Below are 15,940 nucleotides of genomic sequence, written 5' to 3'. Positions count from 1 at the left end.
AGTCATGGCGAAGGACGATGTCATCGAAATGCAGGGCGAGGTGATCGAGAACCTGCCGAACGCCACCTTCCGCGTGCGGCTGGAAAACGGTCACGTCGTGCTCGGGCACATCTCCGGCAAGATGCGCATGCACTACATCCGCATCCTGCCGGGCGACAAGGTCAAGGTGGAGCTGACGCCCTACGACCTGACCCGCGCCCGCATCGTCTTCCGCGCCAAGTGAGGCGGCCCCATCACGTCATCAGGAGAAACCCATGCGCGTTTCGGCTTCCGTCAAGAAAATGTGCCGCAACTGCAAGATCATCCGCCGCCACGGCGTGGTGCGCGTGATCTGCAGCGACCCGCGTCACAAGCAGCGTCAAGGCTGAGTTTTTGCGAGGATCACCATGGCACGTATCGCCGGCATCAACATCCCGCCGCACAAGCACACCGAGATCGGGCTGACCGCGATCTACGGCATCGGCCGCACCCGCGCGCGCCAGATCTGCGACGCCTGCGGCATTCCGTACTCGAAGAAGGTCAAGGACCTGACCGACGCCGAGCTCGAAAAGATCCGTGAGCAGGTCGGCCGCTTCACCATCGAGGGCGACCTGCGCCGCGAGGTGACGATGAACATCAAGCGGCTGATGGACATCGGCTGCTACCGCGGCTTCCGCCATCGCCGCGGCCTGCCGGTGCGCGGCCAGCGCACCAAGACCAACGCGCGCACGCGCAAGGGTCCGCGCCGCGCCGCCCAGCCCCTGAAGAAGTAATCCGCACGAAAGACCGACATGGCCAAAGCTCCGACCGCCAACGCCGCGGCGCGTGTGCGCAAGAAGGTCCGCAAGAACATCGCGGACGGTGTGGCGCACGTGCACGCCTCGTTCAACAACACCATCATCACCATCACCGACCGGCAGGGCAACGCCATCGCGTGGTCGTCGGCCGGTGGGCAGGGTTTCAAGGGCTCGCGCAAGTCCACGCCGTTCGCCGCCCAGGTGGCCGCCGAGGCCGCCGGCCGCGCCGCGATGGAGCAGGGCATCAAGAACCTGGACGTCGAGATCAAGGGCCCCGGGCCCGGCCGCGAATCGTCGGTGCGCGCGCTGGGGGCGCTGGGCATCCGCATCACGTCGATCTCCGACGTGACGCCGATTCCGCACAACGGCTGCCGCCCGCCGAAGCGCCGCCGCATCTGAGGCGCTGCGGCTCGCTGCGCAAGCAGCCGCGTTTCGCGCTACAATAGAAAGCTTTTCGAAAAAGCCGCGCAGACGCCACGCGTCCTGCGCGGACGCGACGATCGAGGACCACCGCCAGCGCTTACGCCGCGCGCCCCTTGCGGGCGGCGGCCGCCGGCGCTGGCTCCCGCGGCAGGATGGCCGCGGCAGACAGGAAAGGACGACCAGTGGCACGCTACCTCGGCCCCAAGGCCAAACTCTCCCGCCGTGAAGGCACCGACCTGTTCCTGAAGAGCGCGCGGCGCTCCATCAGCGACAAGGCCAAGTTCGACACCAAGCCAGGCCAGCACGGCCGCACCTCCGGCGCCCGCACCTCCGACTACGGGCTGCAGCTGCGCGAGAAGCAGAAGGTCAAGCGCATGTACGGCGTGCTGGAGCGCCAGTTCCGCCGCTATTTCGCCGAGGCCGACCGCCGCCGCGGCAACACCGGCACCAACCTGCTGGCGCTGCTGGAGTCGCGCCTGGACAACGTCGTCTACCGCATGGGCTTCGCCTCCACGCGTGCCGAGGCGCGTCAGCTGGTGTCGCACAAGGCCATCGCCGTCAACGGCCAGACGGTCAACATCCCCTCCTACCAGGTCAAGCCGGGTGACGTCGTGGCGGTGCGCGAGAAGGCGCGCAACCAGACCCGCGTCAAGGAGGCGCTGGAGCTGGCCAAGCAGATCGGTTTCCCGGCGTGGGTCGAGGTGGCCGCCGACAAGTGCGAGGGCGTGTTCAAGAAGGTGCCGGACCGCGACGAGTTCGGCGCCGACATCAACGAATCGCTGATCGTCGAGCTGTACTCGCGTTGATCGGGCGCGCGCCGCTTCAACCGACCCGGATCCTGCCGCCGGCGGGGTCCGGGATTTTGTGCTCCACCGGCCTCGACCGGCCCCTGAGCCGAGGGTAAGGAAGGAAGTCCGCATGCTGAATAACCTGCTCAAACCCAAGACCATCCACGTCGAGCGCATTTCGGCCAACCGCGCCGAGGTGACGCTGGAGCCCTTCGAGCGGGGCTTCGGGCACACGCTGGGCAACGCCCTGCGCCGGGTGCTGCTGTCGTCGATGGTCGGGCACGCGCCGACCGAGGTCACGATCGCCGGGGTGCTGCACGAGTTCTCCACCATCGAGGGGGTGCAGGAAGACGTCGTGCACATCCTGCTCAACCTCAAGGGGGTGGTGTTCAAGCTGCACAACCGCGACGAGGTGACGCTGAGCCTGCGCAAGGAAGGCGAGGGCGTCGTCACCGCGCGCGACATCCAGACGCCGCACGATGTCGAGATCCTCAACCCCGACCACGTGATCGCCACGCTGGCTCCGGGCGCCAAGCTCGACATGCAGATCAAGGTCGAGAAGGGCCGCGGCTACGTGCCCGGCAATGTGCGCAAGGGCGACGACCACCGCAACAGCATCGGCCGCATCGTGCTCGATGCCTCGTTCTCGCCGATCAAGCGCGTCAGCTACGCCGTGGAAAACGCCCGCGTGGAGCAGCGCACCGATCTGGACAAGCTGGTGCTGGACATCGAGACCAACGGCTCGATCGGCCCGGAGGAGGCCGTGCGCGCGGCGGCCAAGATCCTAGTGGAGCAGCTGTCGGTGTTTGCGCAGCTGGAGGGCGGCACCGCGTTCGACAGCGCGCCGGCCTCCAAGCCCGGTGCGCCGGCGTTCGACCCGATCCTGCTGCGTCCGGTCGACGAGCTGGAGCTGACGGTGCGCTCGGCCAACTGCCTCAAGGCCGAGAACATCTACTACATCGGCGACCTGATCCAGCGCACCGAAAACGAGCTGCTCAAGACCCCCAACCTCGGGCGCAAGTCGCTCAACGAAATCAAGGAAGTGCTGGCTTCGCGCGGCCTGACGCTGGGCATGAAGCTGGAGAACTGGCCGCCGGCCGGTCTCGAGAAGCACTGATCGACCGTTTTTCCCAACCCTGTGACCCCCGGCGGTACCTGATCCGGCCGCCGGCGATGACAACGAAAGGAGCCTTCCCATGCGTCACGGACACGGACTGCGCAAGCTCAATCGCACCAGCGCCCACCGCCAGGCGATGCTGCGCAACATGGCCAACTCGCTGCTCAAGCACGAGGCCATCAAGACCACGCTGCCCAAGGCCAAGGAGCTGCGCCGCGTGGTCGAGCCGCTGATCACGCTGGCCAAGAAGCCGACCCTGGCCAACCGCCGCCTGGCGTTCGACCGCCTGCGCGACCGCGAGACGGTGGTCAAGCTGTTCAACGAGCTGGGGCCGCGCTACCAGAACCGTCCGGGCGGCTACACCCGCATCCTGAAGATGGGCTTCCGCGTCGGCGACAACGCCCCCATGGCCTACATGGAGCTGGTCGATCGCCCCGAGCCGGCCGCCGCCGAAGGGGGTGAGACCGCCGCCCCGGCTGACAAGGCCGAATGAACCATGCTATAATTCCAGTCTCTGACGCGCGGTGGAGCAGTCTGGTAGCTCGTTGGGCTCATAACCCAAAGGTCGGTGGTTCAAATCCACCCCGCGCAACCAAGGCACCAACCCGCTGGTCCGCATGACCAGCGGGTTTTTTCGTTCCGGGGGCGCCCGTCACGCAGGCCGCCGCGCCCGGCGCGGCGGCCGGGCGGGGTGGGTCACGGGTTGGTCGGCATCACGAACGACGGGCCCTGCGGCGTGCTTTCGGGCCAGCGCTGCATGACGCTCTTCTGGCGCGTGTAGAAGCGCACGCCCTCCTCGCCGTAGACGTGCAGGTCGCCGAAGAGGCTGGCCTTCCAGCCGCCGAAGCCGTGCCAGGCCATCGGCACCGGGATCGGCACGTTGATGCCGACCATGCCGACCTGGACGCGGCGCGCGAACTCGCGCGCGGTGTGGCCGTCGCGCGTGAAGCAGGCCACCCCGTTGCCGTAGGCGTGGCGGTGGATCAGCTCCACCGCCTCCGACAGCGTGGCCACGCGCACGCACGACAGCACCGGGCCGAAGATTTCCTCGCGCCAGATGCGCATGTGCGGCTGCACGTGGTCGAACAGGGTGCCGCCGAGCCAGAAGCCGCCGGCGCAGCCCGGGCCGGCCTGCGCCGGATCGAACGCGCGGCCGTCCACCACGAGCCGCGCGCCTTCGGCCACGCCGCTGTCGATCAGCTCGACGATGCGCTGCCGCGCCGCGGCGCTGACGATCGGCCCCATCTCGGCCTGCGGATCGAGGCCGTCGCGCACCTTGAGCGCGCGCGTGCGCGCCTCCAGCGCCGGCAGGATGCGCTCGGCCACGTCGCCCACCAGCACGCCCACCGAGATCGCCATGCAACGCTCGCCGGCCGAGCCGAACGCGGCGCCGATCAGCGCATCGACCGCCTGTTCCAGGTCGGCATCGGGCATCACGACCATGTGATTCTTGGCGCCGCCCAGCGCCTGCACGCGCTTGCCGTGCGCCGCGCCCGTGGCGTAGAGCTGGCGCGCCACGGCGGTGGAGCCGACGAAGCTGAGCGCCGCCACCTGCGGGTGCACGAGCAGCGCCTCCACGGCTTCCCTGTCGCCCTGCACGACGTTGAAGACGCCGTCGGGCAGCCCGGCTTCGCGCAGCAGCTCGGCCAGCAGGATGGACGGGGTCGGATCCAGCGGGCTGGGCTTGAGCACGAAGGTGTTGCCGCATGCGAGCGCCAGCGGAAACATCCACATCGGCACCATCGCCGGAAAGTTGAACGGCGTCACGCCCGCCACCACGCCCAGCGGCTGGCGCAGCGTCCAGTTGTCGATGCCGCCGCCGACCTGCTCGGTGTAGGCGCCCTTGAGCAGCTGCGGGATGCCGCAGGCGAACTCGACGATTTCGATGCCGCGCTGCACCTCGCCGCGCGCATCCGCCAGCGTCTTGCCATGCTCGGCGGTGATGGCGCGTGCCAGCTCGTCGTGGTGGCGGTGCAGCAGCTCCAGAAACCGGAACAGCACGCGCGCGCGCCGCACCGGCGGCGTGTCGGCCCAGGCCGGCCAGGCCGCGGCGGCAGCCTGCACGGCGGCGTCGACGTCGGCGGCGCTGGCCAGCGCGACCCGCCCGGTGACCGCGCCGGTGGCCGGATTGGTGACGGGTTGCGTGCGGCCGCTCGCGCCGGGGCGGCGGCGGCCGTCGATCCAGTGGGGGATAGGGGTCGGGTGGCTCATGCGCGGGCAGTCTAGGCAGCGGGGCGCACGCCCACAAGACCGCTGACCTGAACGGATGGTTCAGTTTGGTGAACAATCGGGCCGATGGGACGCACCACCCGACCCGAGCTGTGGGGCCACGTGCACTGGCTGACCGTGCTGGCCGCGCAGGGCAGCTACACCGCCGCGGCGCGCCGGCTGGGGGTGAGCAAGGCGGCGGTGAGCCAGCGCATCGCCGAGCTGGAGCGGCTGGCCGGCGTGCCGCTGGTGCGGCGCACCACGCGCAGCGTGCGCCTGACCGAGGCCGGCCAGCGGCTGGTGGAGGAGGTGGCCGGCGCCTACGCGCAGATCGAGCAGGGCTGGGCGCGCGTGCGCGACCTGGCGGCGCAGCCCTCCGGGCGCGTGCGCCTTACCGCCCCGGTGGCGCTGGCGCGGCAGGTGCTGGTGCCGTTGCTGGCCGAGTTCGCGTGCGCGCACCCGCGCGTGCACGTCGAGCTGGACCTGTCGGACCGGCTGGTGCCGCTGGCGGCGGAGGGTTTCGACCTGGCGGTGCGGCACACGTTTGCGCCGCCGGACACGCACGTGGCGTGGCGGCTGTGCGGCTCGCGCTCGGTGCTGGTGGCCGCGCCCGCCTACCTGCACGCCGCCGGCGCGCCGGCGCACCCGTCCGAGCTGGCGCAGCGGCCTTGCCTGCATTACCCGCGCCCGGGCGCGCGGCCGCTGTGGACGCTGGAGCCGCGCGACGGCGGCGAGCGCGTCACGGTGCCGGTGGCCGGGCCGCTGGCGGCCAACAACAGCGAGGCGCTGCGGGATGCGGCGCTGCTGGGGCTGGGCATCGCGCTGGTGCCGGACTTCAGCGCGCGCGTCGCACTGGCCGAGGGGCGGCTGGTGGAGGTGCTGCCGTCCTGGCGCGCGGTGGACGTGTTCGCGCCGGCGATCTGGGCGATCCGTCCCTGGTCGCCGCACGTGCCGCTGGCGGTGGCGGCGCTGGTGGCGCACCTGCGCGCGCGGTTGGGCGGCGCGGCTCAGGCGTAGGCGCAGCGGTTGCGGCCCTGGTGCTTGGCCTCGTAGAGCGCGCGGTCGGCGCGCTCGAAGATCGACTCGGGGGTGTCCTGCGGCTGCGACAGCGTGCCCCCCACCGAGATGCTGACCCAGCCGGTGGCGGCGTCCGGGTGCGGCCAGGCCTGCTGCGACACCGCGCCGCGGATGCGCTCGGCCAGCCGCTGCAGCCCGGCCGCGTCGGTGCCGGGGGCCAGCACGAGAAATTCCTCGCCGCCGACGCGGAAGGCGCGGTCGGTGGCGCGCAGCAGCGGCGGCGCCAGCAGGGCGCCCACCTGGCGCAGCACGTGGTCGCCGTAAGGGTGGCCGCCGCGGTCGTTGAGCGCCTTGAAGTGGTCCAGATCCAGCATCAGCACCGCCAGCGGCTGGCCGCTGCGCTGCGCGCGCGCCAGCTCCTCCACCAGCCGCTCGTGCAGCTGGTGGCGGTTGAGCAGGCCGGTCAGCGCGTCGCGCGTGGCCAGCTCCTCCAGTCGGTGGTTGGCCTGGCGCAGTGCCTCGGTGCGCGCGGCCACCTCCCGTTCCAGCCGCTGCGCCGCGTCCTGCAGCGTGCGCACCAGCTCGGCCTGGGCGTGGTCGCGCTCGGCCTTGAGGCGGTTGATGCGGTAGGCCAGCGCGAAGCCCAGCAGCACGAACTCCGCCGCCGAGCCGAGGTTGAGCGCATGCAGCGACAGCGGCCCCGGCGTGATCAGTTCGAGCTTGGTGGCGTAGTAGACGCCGGCGCCGGCGAACAGCGCGCCGTGCGCGCCGAGGTAGATCCAGGCCACGCGCTCGCCGCGCCAGGCGATGCGGGCGGCGGCCAGCAGCAGCACGACGAACATCGCCAGCCCGACGAGGTCCAGCGTGGCGAAGGTGGCCGCCGTCGGGTCGGCGACGATCCAGACCGCGTGCGCCAGCGCCGCCAGCGCCAGCACCGCCTGCAGGCGGAACAGCCACGGCGCGCGCCGCGGCACCTCCAGCAGGCTCCAGCTGAAGGCGGCCATGCCGGCGTAGATCAGCGCCGAGAAGCTCACCAGCGCGATCTGGTTCCATGTCACCGCCCCCGGCCACAGGTACTGCAGCGCATAGCCACGGTAGGTCAGGTTCCACAGCAGGAAGCTGGCCAGGAACAGCGTGTACAGGCCGAAGGTGCGCTCGCGCGTGCCGGCGAACACCAGCAGGTTGTACAGCAGCAGCGCGCTCAGCGCCCCGTAGTAGGCGCCGTAGATCCAGTTATCCCACAGCGCGTGGTCGAAGAAGTCCGACGCGTTCCACAGGCGCAGCGGCAGCGGGTCGTGCTCGCCGTCGACCGCATGCACGCGCACCAGCACGTCGACGGTGTGGCCGGGCAGCAGCACGAACGGCAGCGCGGGGTGGCGGTAGTCGAGCGGTCGCACGGCCTCGGCGACGCGGTCGCCCAGTTGGGCATGCGCCACCAGCGCCCCGCTGGCGCGGTCCACCACCCACAGCCGCAGGTCGTCGATCAGCGGCTCGGCCGCCTCCAGCACCAGCCGTGCCGGCTCCGGCCCGTCATGCCGCAGCGCCACGTGCACCCAGTGGGCGCTGCGGTCGAAGCCGAAGGCGAACACCGGCTCCAGGCTGGTCACCGGCTCCCACGGCAGATCCTGCGTCAGCAACGCCGGGCCGAGGGTGGACGCCATCGCCTGCGTCTCGCGCAGCGTGCGCGCGTACGGGCGCAGCCACAGCGGCTCGCCCACCGGCACGGCGACCTCCACCGCGCCGGGCGTACGGCCGGCCACCAGCGCGTGGGCCGGGCCTCCCCACGTGCCCAGCAGCAGGAGCAGCCACAGCCAGCGGGCCAGCGCAAGCCACCCGCTCCCCCGCCGGCGCGAGGGCGGATCGCAGGCGGGCGCCATGTTGGCCTCCATGCTTCCATGGTACGCGATCGTGGCGGCGCGTGGTGAACGGCCCGGCCGTCAACCGAGTCCCCGCCGCAGTGCCCACGGCAACGCCAGCCACCGCACCGGCACCTCCCCCCGCCAGCTGCAGGCTTGGCTGCGCCGTCGGGGCCCCGGCATCGCCCCTGCTCAGACCGGCGCGGCGGCGCGCGCCAGCGCCTCGTCGACCAGTTCCACCCAGTGGCGCACCGGCGTGGCGGTGCCGGCCTGCAGGTGCGTGATGCAGCCGATGTTGGCCGACACGATCGCCTGCGGCTGGCCGGCGGCGTGCAGGTGCTCGAGCTTGCGCTGGCGCAGCTGGCTGGCCAGCCCCGCCTGCAGGATGCTGTAGGTGCCGGCCGAGCCGCAGCACAGGTGGCTCTCGGCCGGCAGCGCGACCTCGAAGCCGAGCGTGCGCAGCGCGGCCTCGACGCCGCCGCGCAGGCGCTGGCCGTGCTGCAGCGTGCACGGCGGGTGGTAGGCCAGCCGCGACGGCACGCCGTCGGGCAGCCTGCCGCCCAGCCGCGCCTGCCACGCCGGCAGCAGCTCGGGCAGAAGTTCGCTCAGATCGCGCGCCAGCGCGCTGATGCGCGCGGCCTTGGCGGCGTAGGCCGGGTCGTGGCGCAGCTGGTGGCCGTAGTCCTTCACCGTGACGCCGCAGCCGGAGGCGTTGATCACGATCGCCTCCACCCCGGGCGAGCCGTCGGCCGGCTCGACCCAGGGCCACCAGGCATCGATGTTGGCGCGCATCTCGGCCAGCGCGCCGAGCTGGTCGTCGAGGTGGAAGCGGATGGCGCCGCAGCAGCCGGCCTTCGGCGCCACCAGCGCCTGGATGCCGGCGGCGTCCAGCACGCGCGCGGTGGCGGCGTTGACCTGGGGCAGCATCGCCGGCTGCACGCAGCCGGCCAGCATCAGCACGCGGCGCGCGCGTGGCGTCTGCGGCCAGGCGCCCGGCGCGCGCCGCGGCGGCACCTTGGCGCGCAGCGCCGCCGGCAGCCACGGCCGCACAAGCTGGCCCAGCCGCATCGCCGGACCGAACAGCGGCGAGGTCAGCCCCGTGCGCAGCAGCCAGCGCAGCGCGCGCTGCAGCGGCGGGCGCGCCACGCGCTGCTCCACCACCTTGCGGCCGATGTCGAGCAGGTGGCCGTAGGCCACGCCGCTGGGGCAGGTGGTCTCGCAGTTGCGGCACGTCAGGCAGCGGTCCAGGTGCTGCTGCGTGGCGCGCGTCACCGGGGCGCCCTCCAGCACCTGCTTGATCAGGTAGATGCGCCCGCGCGGGCCGTCGAGCTCGTCGCCCAGCAGCTGGTAGGTCGGGCAGGTGGCGGTGCAGAAGCCGCAGTGCACGCAGCGGCGCAGGATGGCGTCAGCCTCCTGCCCTTCGGGCGTGCCGGCGAATTCGGGAGCCAGTTGAGTCTGCATCGTCGTCGGTCAGGCCAGGCGCAGCCGGTGCGCGAACACGTGATGGGGGTCGAAGGCGGCGATGACGCGCCGCTGCAGTGCCGCCACGGCCGGGGCCGGGACGTCGAAGCGTGGCGCGGCCCCGGGTGCCTCGGCCGGCGCGCGCCACAGCATGGCGTGCCCACCGGCCTGCCGCGCCCACGCCCGCAGTGCCTCGCCCTCGGCCAGCGGCGCCCAGCGCCAGCGCTGGGCGCCGAACCATTCGGCCAAGACCGGCGCGCCCGGGGGACCCCACGGCGTGGTCGGCGGCAGCGCCAGCCGCCACAGCCCGTGCGCGCCCGAGGGCGCGGTGCTGAAGAACGCATGGGTCTGCTCGCGCAGGCCTTGCCACAGCGCCGCGGCCGCGGCCGGTTCCTCCTGCGTCGCGCCGGCTTCGGCGCACAGCCGCGCGCAGGCGGACTGCACCGCGGCGGCCGCGCCGCGCAGGCGCAGCCACAGCGTCCCGCCCGCCTCGTCCGGGATCCATGCACTGGCGTTGAGCGGCAGCGGCTGGGCGCGCCACTGCGCCAGCCGCTGCAGCGCCGCCTCGGCCGTCAGGGGCAGGCGCAGCGTGGCCTCGCCGGCCGGCCGCGGCAGGACCTTGAGCGCCACCTCGGTCAGGATGCCCAGACTGCCGAGGCTGCCGGCCAGCAGGCGGCTGACGTCGTAGCCGGCCACGTTCTTCATCACTTCGCCGCCGAAGAACAGATCCTCGCCGCGGCCGTTGAGCAGCCGCACGCCCAGCACGTAATCGCGCACGCCGCCCGCCGCCATGCGCGCCGGGCCGGCCAGCCCCGCGGCCACCATGCCGCCGACGGTGGCGTCGGGCCCGAAGTGCGGCGGCTCGAACGGCAGGCACTGGCCGTGCCGTGCCAGCAGCGCCTCCAGTTCCGCCAGCGGTGTGCCGGCGCGCGCACGCACGACCAGCTCGGTCGGCTCGTAGCGCACGATGCCGCGCAGCGCGCGCGTGTCCAGCGGCTGCGCGTCTGCCGGCAGCGGCTCGCCGTGGAACGCCTTGCTGCCGCCGCCGCGCACGGCCAGCCGCCCACCGCGCGCTGCGGCCTCGCGGATCGTCTGCGCCCAGCCGGCCAGCAGGGGGCCGTCGTCCGGGCGGACCTCGGGAGTGTCGACCATGGGCCCGTATCGTAGCCCCGTCGTTGCGCGCCGGCGTGAAGAATTTGACGCCCGCCCTTGAGGGCGGTTGGGACGGCGGGCGCCCTCAGTCCCAGTACGTCGGCGCCGCCAGTCCGGGCACCGGCAGCGTGCGCGCAAACACCGCCCCGCTGCCCGGAAAGTGCGCCAGCTCCGCTGCGCTGCGGTGCTGGCGCGCCGTGGTCACGAACAGCGTGCGCAGGTCACGCCCGCCGAAGCACAGGCCGGTCGGGCACTGCGCCGGCACGGTCAGCTCGGCCACCACGTGGCCGCCCGGGCTCAGGCCCAGGATGCGGCCGCCCTCGTGCAGCGCCACCCAGCAGCGTCCGGCGCTGTCCAGCGCCAGCGCGCCGGGCCGGCCGATCCAGTCGCGCCCGAGCGCGTCCTCGAAGCGCCACGCCGCCGGCCGCGGCGGGCTGCGCCACAGCGGCTGCGCCATGCCCAGTTCCGCCGGCCAGCGCCCTGCCGACAGCAGCGGCAGCATCTGCACCAGCCCCTGCGCCAGGTCGGCGCGCAGCAGCTGGCGGCCGTCGGCGCTGAACGTCAGCGCCTGCGTGTCACCGACGCCGTCGCGCACCAGTGCCAGCTCGGGCCGCTGACGGTCGCGCGCGCGCAGGCAGTACAGCCCGGGCGAGCGGCCCAGACCGTCGGCCGCGGCGTGCGCGCCGACCCACAGCCGGCCCCACGGATCGCAGGCGCCGCCGCCGAAGCGCTGCAGCCGGGTGTCGAACGGCGCGGCGGCCAGCCGCGTCAGCGGCATCTGCCACTGGGTGGCGTGGTGGATGCCGTCGGGCAGCACCAGCAGCCAGCCGCCTTGCCGGCACGGCGCCAGCGCGCTGGGCGACTGCGGCAGCGCCCAGTGCTCGACGCGCCCGGTGGGCACGTGCAGCCGGCTGACCCGTTGCAGCGCCGGGTCGATCCAGTACAGCCGATCCTCGATGCCGCGCCACACCGGGCACGCCCCCCAGGCCGAGATCGGCTCGGTCAGGCGCGTCCAGCCGTCGGCATCGCTGACGGCGCCCGGCAGGGCGGAGGCGGCGGAGGAGAGGGTCATGACGCAATCTTAGGCCTTTGCGCCTGCGCGCGCGAGGGGGCTGGCCTACACTGTGGCGCCATGCTGTGGGTCAAAACCTTTCACATCGTCTTCGTCGCCAGCTGGTTCGCCGGGCTGTTCTACCTGCCGCGCATCTTCGTCAACCTGGCCATGGTGCCGGACGACAGCGCGGCCGAGCGCGAGCGGCTGCTGCTGATGGCGCGCAAGCTGCTGCGCTTCATGACGCTGCTGGCCGTGCCGGCGTTGGCGCTGGGCCTGTGGCTGTGGCTCGGTTACGGCATCGGCCGCGGCCCGGGCAACGGCTGGCTGCACGCCAAGCTGGCGGTGGTGCTGGTGCTGATCGCCTACCACCACGCCTGCGCGCGCCTGCTGCGCGCCTTCGAGGAGGGGCGCAACCGGCGCAGCCATGTGTGGTTCCGCTGGTTCAACGAGCTGCCGGTGCTGCTGATGGTGGCGGCGGTGGCGCTGGTGGTGGTCAAGCCCTTCTGAGCCGGTCGCCCGATGCCCGCGCGCCGTGCGCCGCCTCCGCCCGCCGCGCCGGCGGGGCCGTCGCTGGCCTGGCCGCTGCTGGCCGCCTATGCCGCGCTGGTGCTGTACGCCAGCCTGCACCCGTTCGAGGGCTGGCGCGACCAGGGCGTGGCGCCGTGGGCGTTCCTGCTGGCGCCGTGGCCGCGCCACCTGACGCGCTTCGACGTGCTGGCCAACCTGCTCGGCTACGTGCCGCTGGGGCTGCTGACGACGGTGGCGCTGGCGCGCGGCGGCGCCGGGCGCGCCGCGCCGTGGCTCGGCATGCTGCTGCCGGCGCTGCTGGCGCTGGGGCTGGAGGGGGCGCAGACGTACCTGCCGCGACGCGTGCCGTCGCAGGCCGATGCGCTGCTCAACGCCGCCGGCTCGGCCGTCGGGGCGCTGCTGGCGGCGGCGCTGCTGCGCGGCCGCCTGCCGGGCTCGTGGACGCAGTTCCGCCAGGCGTGGCAGCAGCCCGGTGCGCAACCGGCCTGGGCGCTGCTGCTGCTGTGGCCGGCGGCGGTGCTGGTGCCGGCGCCGGTGCCGCTGGGGGTGGGCCACGGCTGGCCGGCGCTGGAGGCCGCCCTGCGCGCCGCCCTGCAGGGCACGCCGTGGCAGGACTGGCTGCCGTCTGCGCCGCCGCTGCCGGCACCCGGCCCGCTCGGCGAGGCGCTGCTGGTGGCGCTGTCGCTGGCGCTGCCGCTGCTGCTCGGGCATGCCAGTCTGCGGCGGCCGTGGCAGCGGCTGCTGTGGACGCTGCTGCTGGGGGCGTTGGCGCTGGCGCTGGGCACCCTGACCAGCGCGCTGGCGCTGGGGCCGGTGCACGCCACGGCGTGGCTGACGCCGCCGGTGCGCGTCGGCCTGGTCGCCGCCGGCGTGCTGGCCCTGCTGGCGCTGCCTCTGGGGGCGCGCAGCGCGGCGCTGGCGGCGCTGCCAGCCGGCGCGGCGCTGCTGGCCCTGATCAACCACGTGCCCGAGCCGGCCTACCTCGCCGAATGGATGCGGCCCTGGCACGACCAGCGCTACCTGCACCTGCACGGCGTGCTGCGCTGGTGGAACGTGCTGTGGCCGCCGCTGGCGCTGGCGGCGGCGCTGCGGCTGGCGCGCGCGCCCACCTACAATGCGCGCCCATGAGCGAAGCGGCCGCGCCGTACTACCGGCACCACATCTTCTTCTGCCTCAACCAGCGCGACGGCGGCCAGGCGTGCTGCGCCGCGCACGGCGCCGAGCAGGCCTTCGCGCACTGCAAGGCGCGCGTCAAGGCGCTGGGCCTGGCGGGGCCGGGCGGGGTGCGCGTCAACCGCGCCGGCTGCCTGGACCGCTGCGCCGGCGGGCCGGTGGCGGTGGTCTACCCGCAGGGCGTCTGGTACACCTACGTGGACCTGGCCGACATCGACGAGATCGTCACCTCGCACCTGCGCGATGGCGTGGTCGTGGAGCGGCTGCGCCTGCCGCCCGACGTCGGCCGCTGACGCCCGCCGCTGCCTTGCCCGTGCGCCCGCTGCCCCGATGAACGCCCACACCGAGACGAGGCTGATCGCCGGTCCGGCCGGTGCGCTGGAGCTGGCGCTGGACCGTCCCGCCGGCGCGCCGCGCGGGGTGGCCGTCCTCGCCCATCCGCACCCGCTGCACGGCGGCACGATGCACAACAAGGTGGTGCAGACGCTGGCGCGCGCCTGCGTGCAGGAGGGCTGGCTGGCGGTGCGCTTCAACTTCCGCGGTGTCGGCGCCAGCGCCGGCGTGCACGACCACGGTGCCGGCGAGGTCGACGACCTGCTGGCGGTGGTGGCGGCCTGCGCGCCCGAGGGGCCACTGACGCTGGCCGGCTTTTCGTTCGGCGGCTACGTGGCCGCCTACGGGGCGCAGAGGCTGGCGGCGCAGCGGCCGCTGCAGGCGCTCATGCTGGTCGGTCCGGCGGCCAGCCGCTTCGCGCTGCCGGCGCTGGAAGCGGAACTTGCGGCGCGCACGCTCATCGTCCACGGGGAGCTGGACGACGTCGTGCCGCTGGCGGCCGTGCTCGACTGGGCGCGGCCGCAGGGGCTGCCGGTCACCGTGGTGCCCGGCGGCGAGCACTTCTTCCACGGCCGCCTGCCGCTGCTGCGGCGCCTGGCGGCGCAGCACCTGCGCGCCATGGCCTGAACAGGGGCGAGGCGCGGCGCGGCGTGCCGTCCCACCATCACCGTCTCCGAAGACCGACGCATGAACCTGCCTGCCTTCTCGTTCGACCCCGCCCGGCGCGCCGGCCTGCGCGCCCTGGCCGCGGCGGCGGCCGTGGCGCTGCTCGCGCTGGCCGCGCCGCAACCGGTGTGGGCGCAGTGGCCCGCCCCGCCCGAGATCGCCGCGCGCGCCTGGCTGCTCTACGACGCCACCGCCGAGCAGATCCTGGCGGCCAAGGACCCGGACGAGCCGGTGGAGCCGGCCTCGCTGACCAAGCTGATGACCGCCTACCTGGTGTTCGATGCGCTCAAGGCCGGGCGGCTGACGCTGCAGCAGACGCTGCCGGTCAGCGAGCGGGCGTGGAAGATGCCCGGCTCGCGCATGTTCATCGAGCCGCGCATGCAGGTGCCGGTGGAGGACCTGCTCAAGGGCATGATCGTGCAGTCCGGCAACGACGCCACGGTGGCGCTGGCCGAGGGCGTGGCCGGCTCGGTGGAGCGCTTCGTCGAGCTGATGAACCAGCAGGCGCGCGCGCTCGGCCTGACGCGCACCACCTACAAGAATCCGGAGGGGCTGACCGCGCCCGGCCACCTGACCACCGCGCGCGACCTGGCCACGCTGGCGGCGCGGCTGATGCGCGACTTTCCCGAGTACGTCGGCTACTACGCCATCCAGCGCTATCGCTACCCCGGCACGCCGGCGGCCAACGACACCAACCGCAACCTGCTGCTGTTCCGCGACCCCACCGTCGACGGCCTCAAGACCGGCCACACCGCGGCGGCCGGCTACTGCCTGGTGGCCACCGCGCGCCGGCCGGTGCCCGGCCTGGGCGAAGGCGCCGCCGGCCAGCGCCGCCTCATCAGCGTGGTGCTGGGCGCGGCCAGCGAGAACGCGCGCGCGGTGGAGAGCCAGAAGCTGCTCAACTGGGGCTACACCGCGTTCGAGGCGGTGCGCCTGGCCGGCCCCGGCCAGCCGGTGGCCACGCCGCCGGTGTGGAAGGGGCGCGCCGGCACGGTGCGGCTGGGCCGCCCGGGTGGCGTGGTGGTGGCCGTGCCGGCCGGACAGGCCAAGGGGCTGCGCACCGAGCTGGTGCGTCCGGATCCGCTGGTGGCGCCGCTGCAGGCCGGCCAGCCGCTGGGCACGCTGCGCGTGCTGTCGGCTGGCGGCGAGCCGCTGGCCGAGGTGCCGCTGCAGGTGCTGGAGACGGTGGAGGAGGCCGGGCTGCTGGGCCGCCTGTGGGGGGCGCTGCGGCTGTGGATCCGCTAGGTTCGCACGCCAGCCGAGTGTTTTCCAATTCAGGTATGAGCCTGAAACCTGTGGAGTGAGCGGGTCTATTCGGGTCTGCTTCAGGCGGCTGGTCTGGATCGTTTGGTGATTGTCGCAAACAGGAGCAGCCGCGCGGCGTTGAG

The 15,940-nt window shown here is 73.4% G+C and carries 18 protein-coding genes and 1 tRNA gene; 14 read left to right on the top strand and 5 right to left on the bottom strand.

Annotated features, from left to right (window positions below):
- The first annotated feature begins 4 nt into the window (after nt 1-4).
- From infA to Tsedi_RS10875, 8 genes are all read left to right on the top strand, one after another.
- Nucleotides 5-223: a translation initiation factor IF-1 gene (gene infA / locus Tsedi_RS10910; protein WP_143896539.1), complete on the top strand. Its 219-nt coding sequence runs from the start codon at nt 5-7 to the stop codon at nt 221-223.
- 31 nt (nt 224-254) lie between these two features.
- Nucleotides 255-368 carry a 50S ribosomal protein L36 gene (rpmJ, locus tag Tsedi_RS10905; RefSeq protein WP_132963213.1) on the top strand — a complete coding sequence of 38 codons (114 nt, stop codon included), beginning with the start codon at nt 255-257 and terminating at the stop codon, nt 366-368.
- Nucleotides 369-386: 18 nt separating this feature from the next.
- Nucleotides 387-752 (top strand): 30S ribosomal protein S13, encoded by a 366-nt coding sequence (gene rpsM / locus Tsedi_RS10900; protein ID WP_143896537.1) that lies wholly within the window; start codon nt 387-389, stop codon nt 750-752.
- An 18-nt stretch (nt 753-770) separates the two neighbouring features.
- Complete coding sequence (gene rpsK, locus Tsedi_RS10895; RefSeq protein ID WP_132963215.1) at nt 771-1,175, top strand: 30S ribosomal protein S11; 405 nt, start codon at nt 771-773, stop codon at nt 1,173-1,175.
- A gap of 206 nt (nt 1,176-1,381) precedes the next feature.
- On the top strand, nt 1,382-2,005 hold the full coding sequence (gene rpsD / locus Tsedi_RS10890; RefSeq protein ID WP_143896535.1) for a 30S ribosomal protein S4: 624 nt from the start codon (nt 1,382-1,384) through the stop codon (nt 2,003-2,005).
- A gap of 112 nt (nt 2,006-2,117) precedes the next feature.
- Nucleotides 2,118-3,104 (top strand): DNA-directed RNA polymerase subunit alpha, encoded by a 987-nt coding sequence (locus Tsedi_RS10885; protein ID WP_143896533.1) that lies wholly within the window; start codon nt 2,118-2,120, stop codon nt 3,102-3,104.
- Between the two features lie 79 nt (nt 3,105-3,183).
- Nucleotides 3,184-3,597, top strand: coding sequence for a 50S ribosomal protein L17 (gene rplQ, locus Tsedi_RS10880; protein WP_143896531.1), 414 nt, complete (start codon nt 3,184-3,186; stop codon nt 3,595-3,597).
- A 25-nt stretch (nt 3,598-3,622) separates the two neighbouring features.
- A tRNA-Met gene (locus Tsedi_RS10875) sits at nt 3,623-3,699 on the top strand.
- A 101-nt stretch (nt 3,700-3,800) separates the two neighbouring features.
- On the opposite strand, the gene Tsedi_RS10870 is transcribed toward Tsedi_RS10875, so the two are convergent.
- Nucleotides 3,801-5,315 carry a CoA-acylating methylmalonate-semialdehyde dehydrogenase gene (locus Tsedi_RS10870; RefSeq protein ID WP_143896529.1) on the bottom strand — a complete coding sequence of 505 codons (1,515 nt, stop codon included), beginning with the start codon at nt 5,313-5,315 and terminating at the stop codon, nt 3,801-3,803.
- A gap of 84 nt (nt 5,316-5,399) precedes the next feature.
- Between Tsedi_RS10870 and Tsedi_RS10865 the strand changes: the two genes are divergently transcribed.
- Nucleotides 5,400-6,329, top strand: a complete 930-nt coding sequence (locus tag Tsedi_RS10865; RefSeq protein ID WP_143896527.1) for a LysR family transcriptional regulator — start codon at nt 5,400-5,402, stop codon at nt 6,327-6,329.
- Here Tsedi_RS10865 and Tsedi_RS10860 read toward each other — a convergent pair.
- The 4 genes from Tsedi_RS10860 to Tsedi_RS10845 form a co-directional block, all read right to left on the bottom strand.
- A complete protein-coding gene (locus Tsedi_RS10860; RefSeq protein ID WP_143896526.1) occupies nt 6,320-8,218 on the bottom strand; it encodes a sensor domain-containing diguanylate cyclase in 1,899 nt (632 codons plus the stop codon). The two genes, Tsedi_RS10865 and Tsedi_RS10860, sit on opposite strands and share 10 nt — an antisense overlap.
- A 159-nt stretch (nt 8,219-8,377) precedes the next feature.
- On the bottom strand, nt 8,378-9,646 hold the full coding sequence (gene glcF / locus Tsedi_RS10855) for a glycolate oxidase subunit GlcF (protein WP_143896524.1): 1,269 nt from the start codon (nt 9,644-9,646) through the stop codon (nt 8,378-8,380).
- Nucleotides 9,647-9,655: 9 nt separating this feature from the next.
- Nucleotides 9,656-10,798 carry a glycolate oxidase subunit GlcE gene (glcE, locus tag Tsedi_RS10850; protein WP_143896522.1) on the bottom strand — a complete coding sequence of 381 codons (1,143 nt, stop codon included), beginning with the start codon at nt 10,796-10,798 and terminating at the stop codon, nt 9,656-9,658.
- 85 nt (nt 10,799-10,883) lie between these two features.
- Nucleotides 10,884-11,870 (bottom strand): SMP-30/gluconolactonase/LRE family protein, encoded by a 987-nt coding sequence (locus tag Tsedi_RS10845; protein WP_143896520.1) that lies wholly within the window; start codon nt 11,868-11,870, stop codon nt 10,884-10,886.
- A gap of 60 nt (nt 11,871-11,930) precedes the next feature.
- Here Tsedi_RS10845 and Tsedi_RS10840 point away from each other — a divergent pair, with 60 nt between their 5' ends.
- From Tsedi_RS10840 to Tsedi_RS10820, 5 genes are read left to right on the top strand one after another with little or no spacing between them, the layout of a single operon-like run.
- Entirely contained in the window at nt 11,931-12,359 is a 429-nt protein-coding gene (locus Tsedi_RS10840) for a CopD family protein (RefSeq protein ID WP_143896518.1), read from the top strand.
- Between the two features lie 12 nt (nt 12,360-12,371).
- Nucleotides 12,372-13,508, top strand: a complete 1,137-nt coding sequence (locus Tsedi_RS10835) for a VanZ family protein (protein ID WP_143896516.1) — start codon at nt 12,372-12,374, stop codon at nt 13,506-13,508.
- On the top strand, nt 13,505-13,846 hold the full coding sequence (locus Tsedi_RS10830) for a (2Fe-2S) ferredoxin domain-containing protein (protein ID WP_143896514.1): 342 nt from the start codon (nt 13,505-13,507) through the stop codon (nt 13,844-13,846). The genes Tsedi_RS10835 and Tsedi_RS10830 overlap by 4 nt, the downstream gene beginning before the upstream one ends.
- A 37-nt stretch (nt 13,847-13,883) precedes the next feature.
- Nucleotides 13,884-14,513 (top strand): alpha/beta hydrolase, encoded by a 630-nt coding sequence (locus tag Tsedi_RS10825; protein WP_143896512.1) that lies wholly within the window; start codon nt 13,884-13,886, stop codon nt 14,511-14,513.
- A gap of 60 nt (nt 14,514-14,573) precedes the next feature.
- Nucleotides 14,574-15,797, top strand: a complete 1,224-nt coding sequence (locus tag Tsedi_RS10820) for a D-alanyl-D-alanine carboxypeptidase family protein (RefSeq protein ID WP_143896510.1) — start codon at nt 14,574-14,576, stop codon at nt 15,795-15,797.
- Nucleotides 15,798-15,940: the final 143 nt, after the last annotated feature.

The organism is Tepidimonas sediminis (assembly GCF_007556605.1).
In the GTDB taxonomy this organism is placed as follows: Bacteria; Pseudomonadota; Gammaproteobacteria; order Burkholderiales; family Burkholderiaceae_C; genus Tepidimonas; species Tepidimonas sediminis.
The sequence above is the reverse complement of the archived record's forward strand: the minus strand, read 5'-3'. Positions and strand labels throughout refer to the sequence as shown.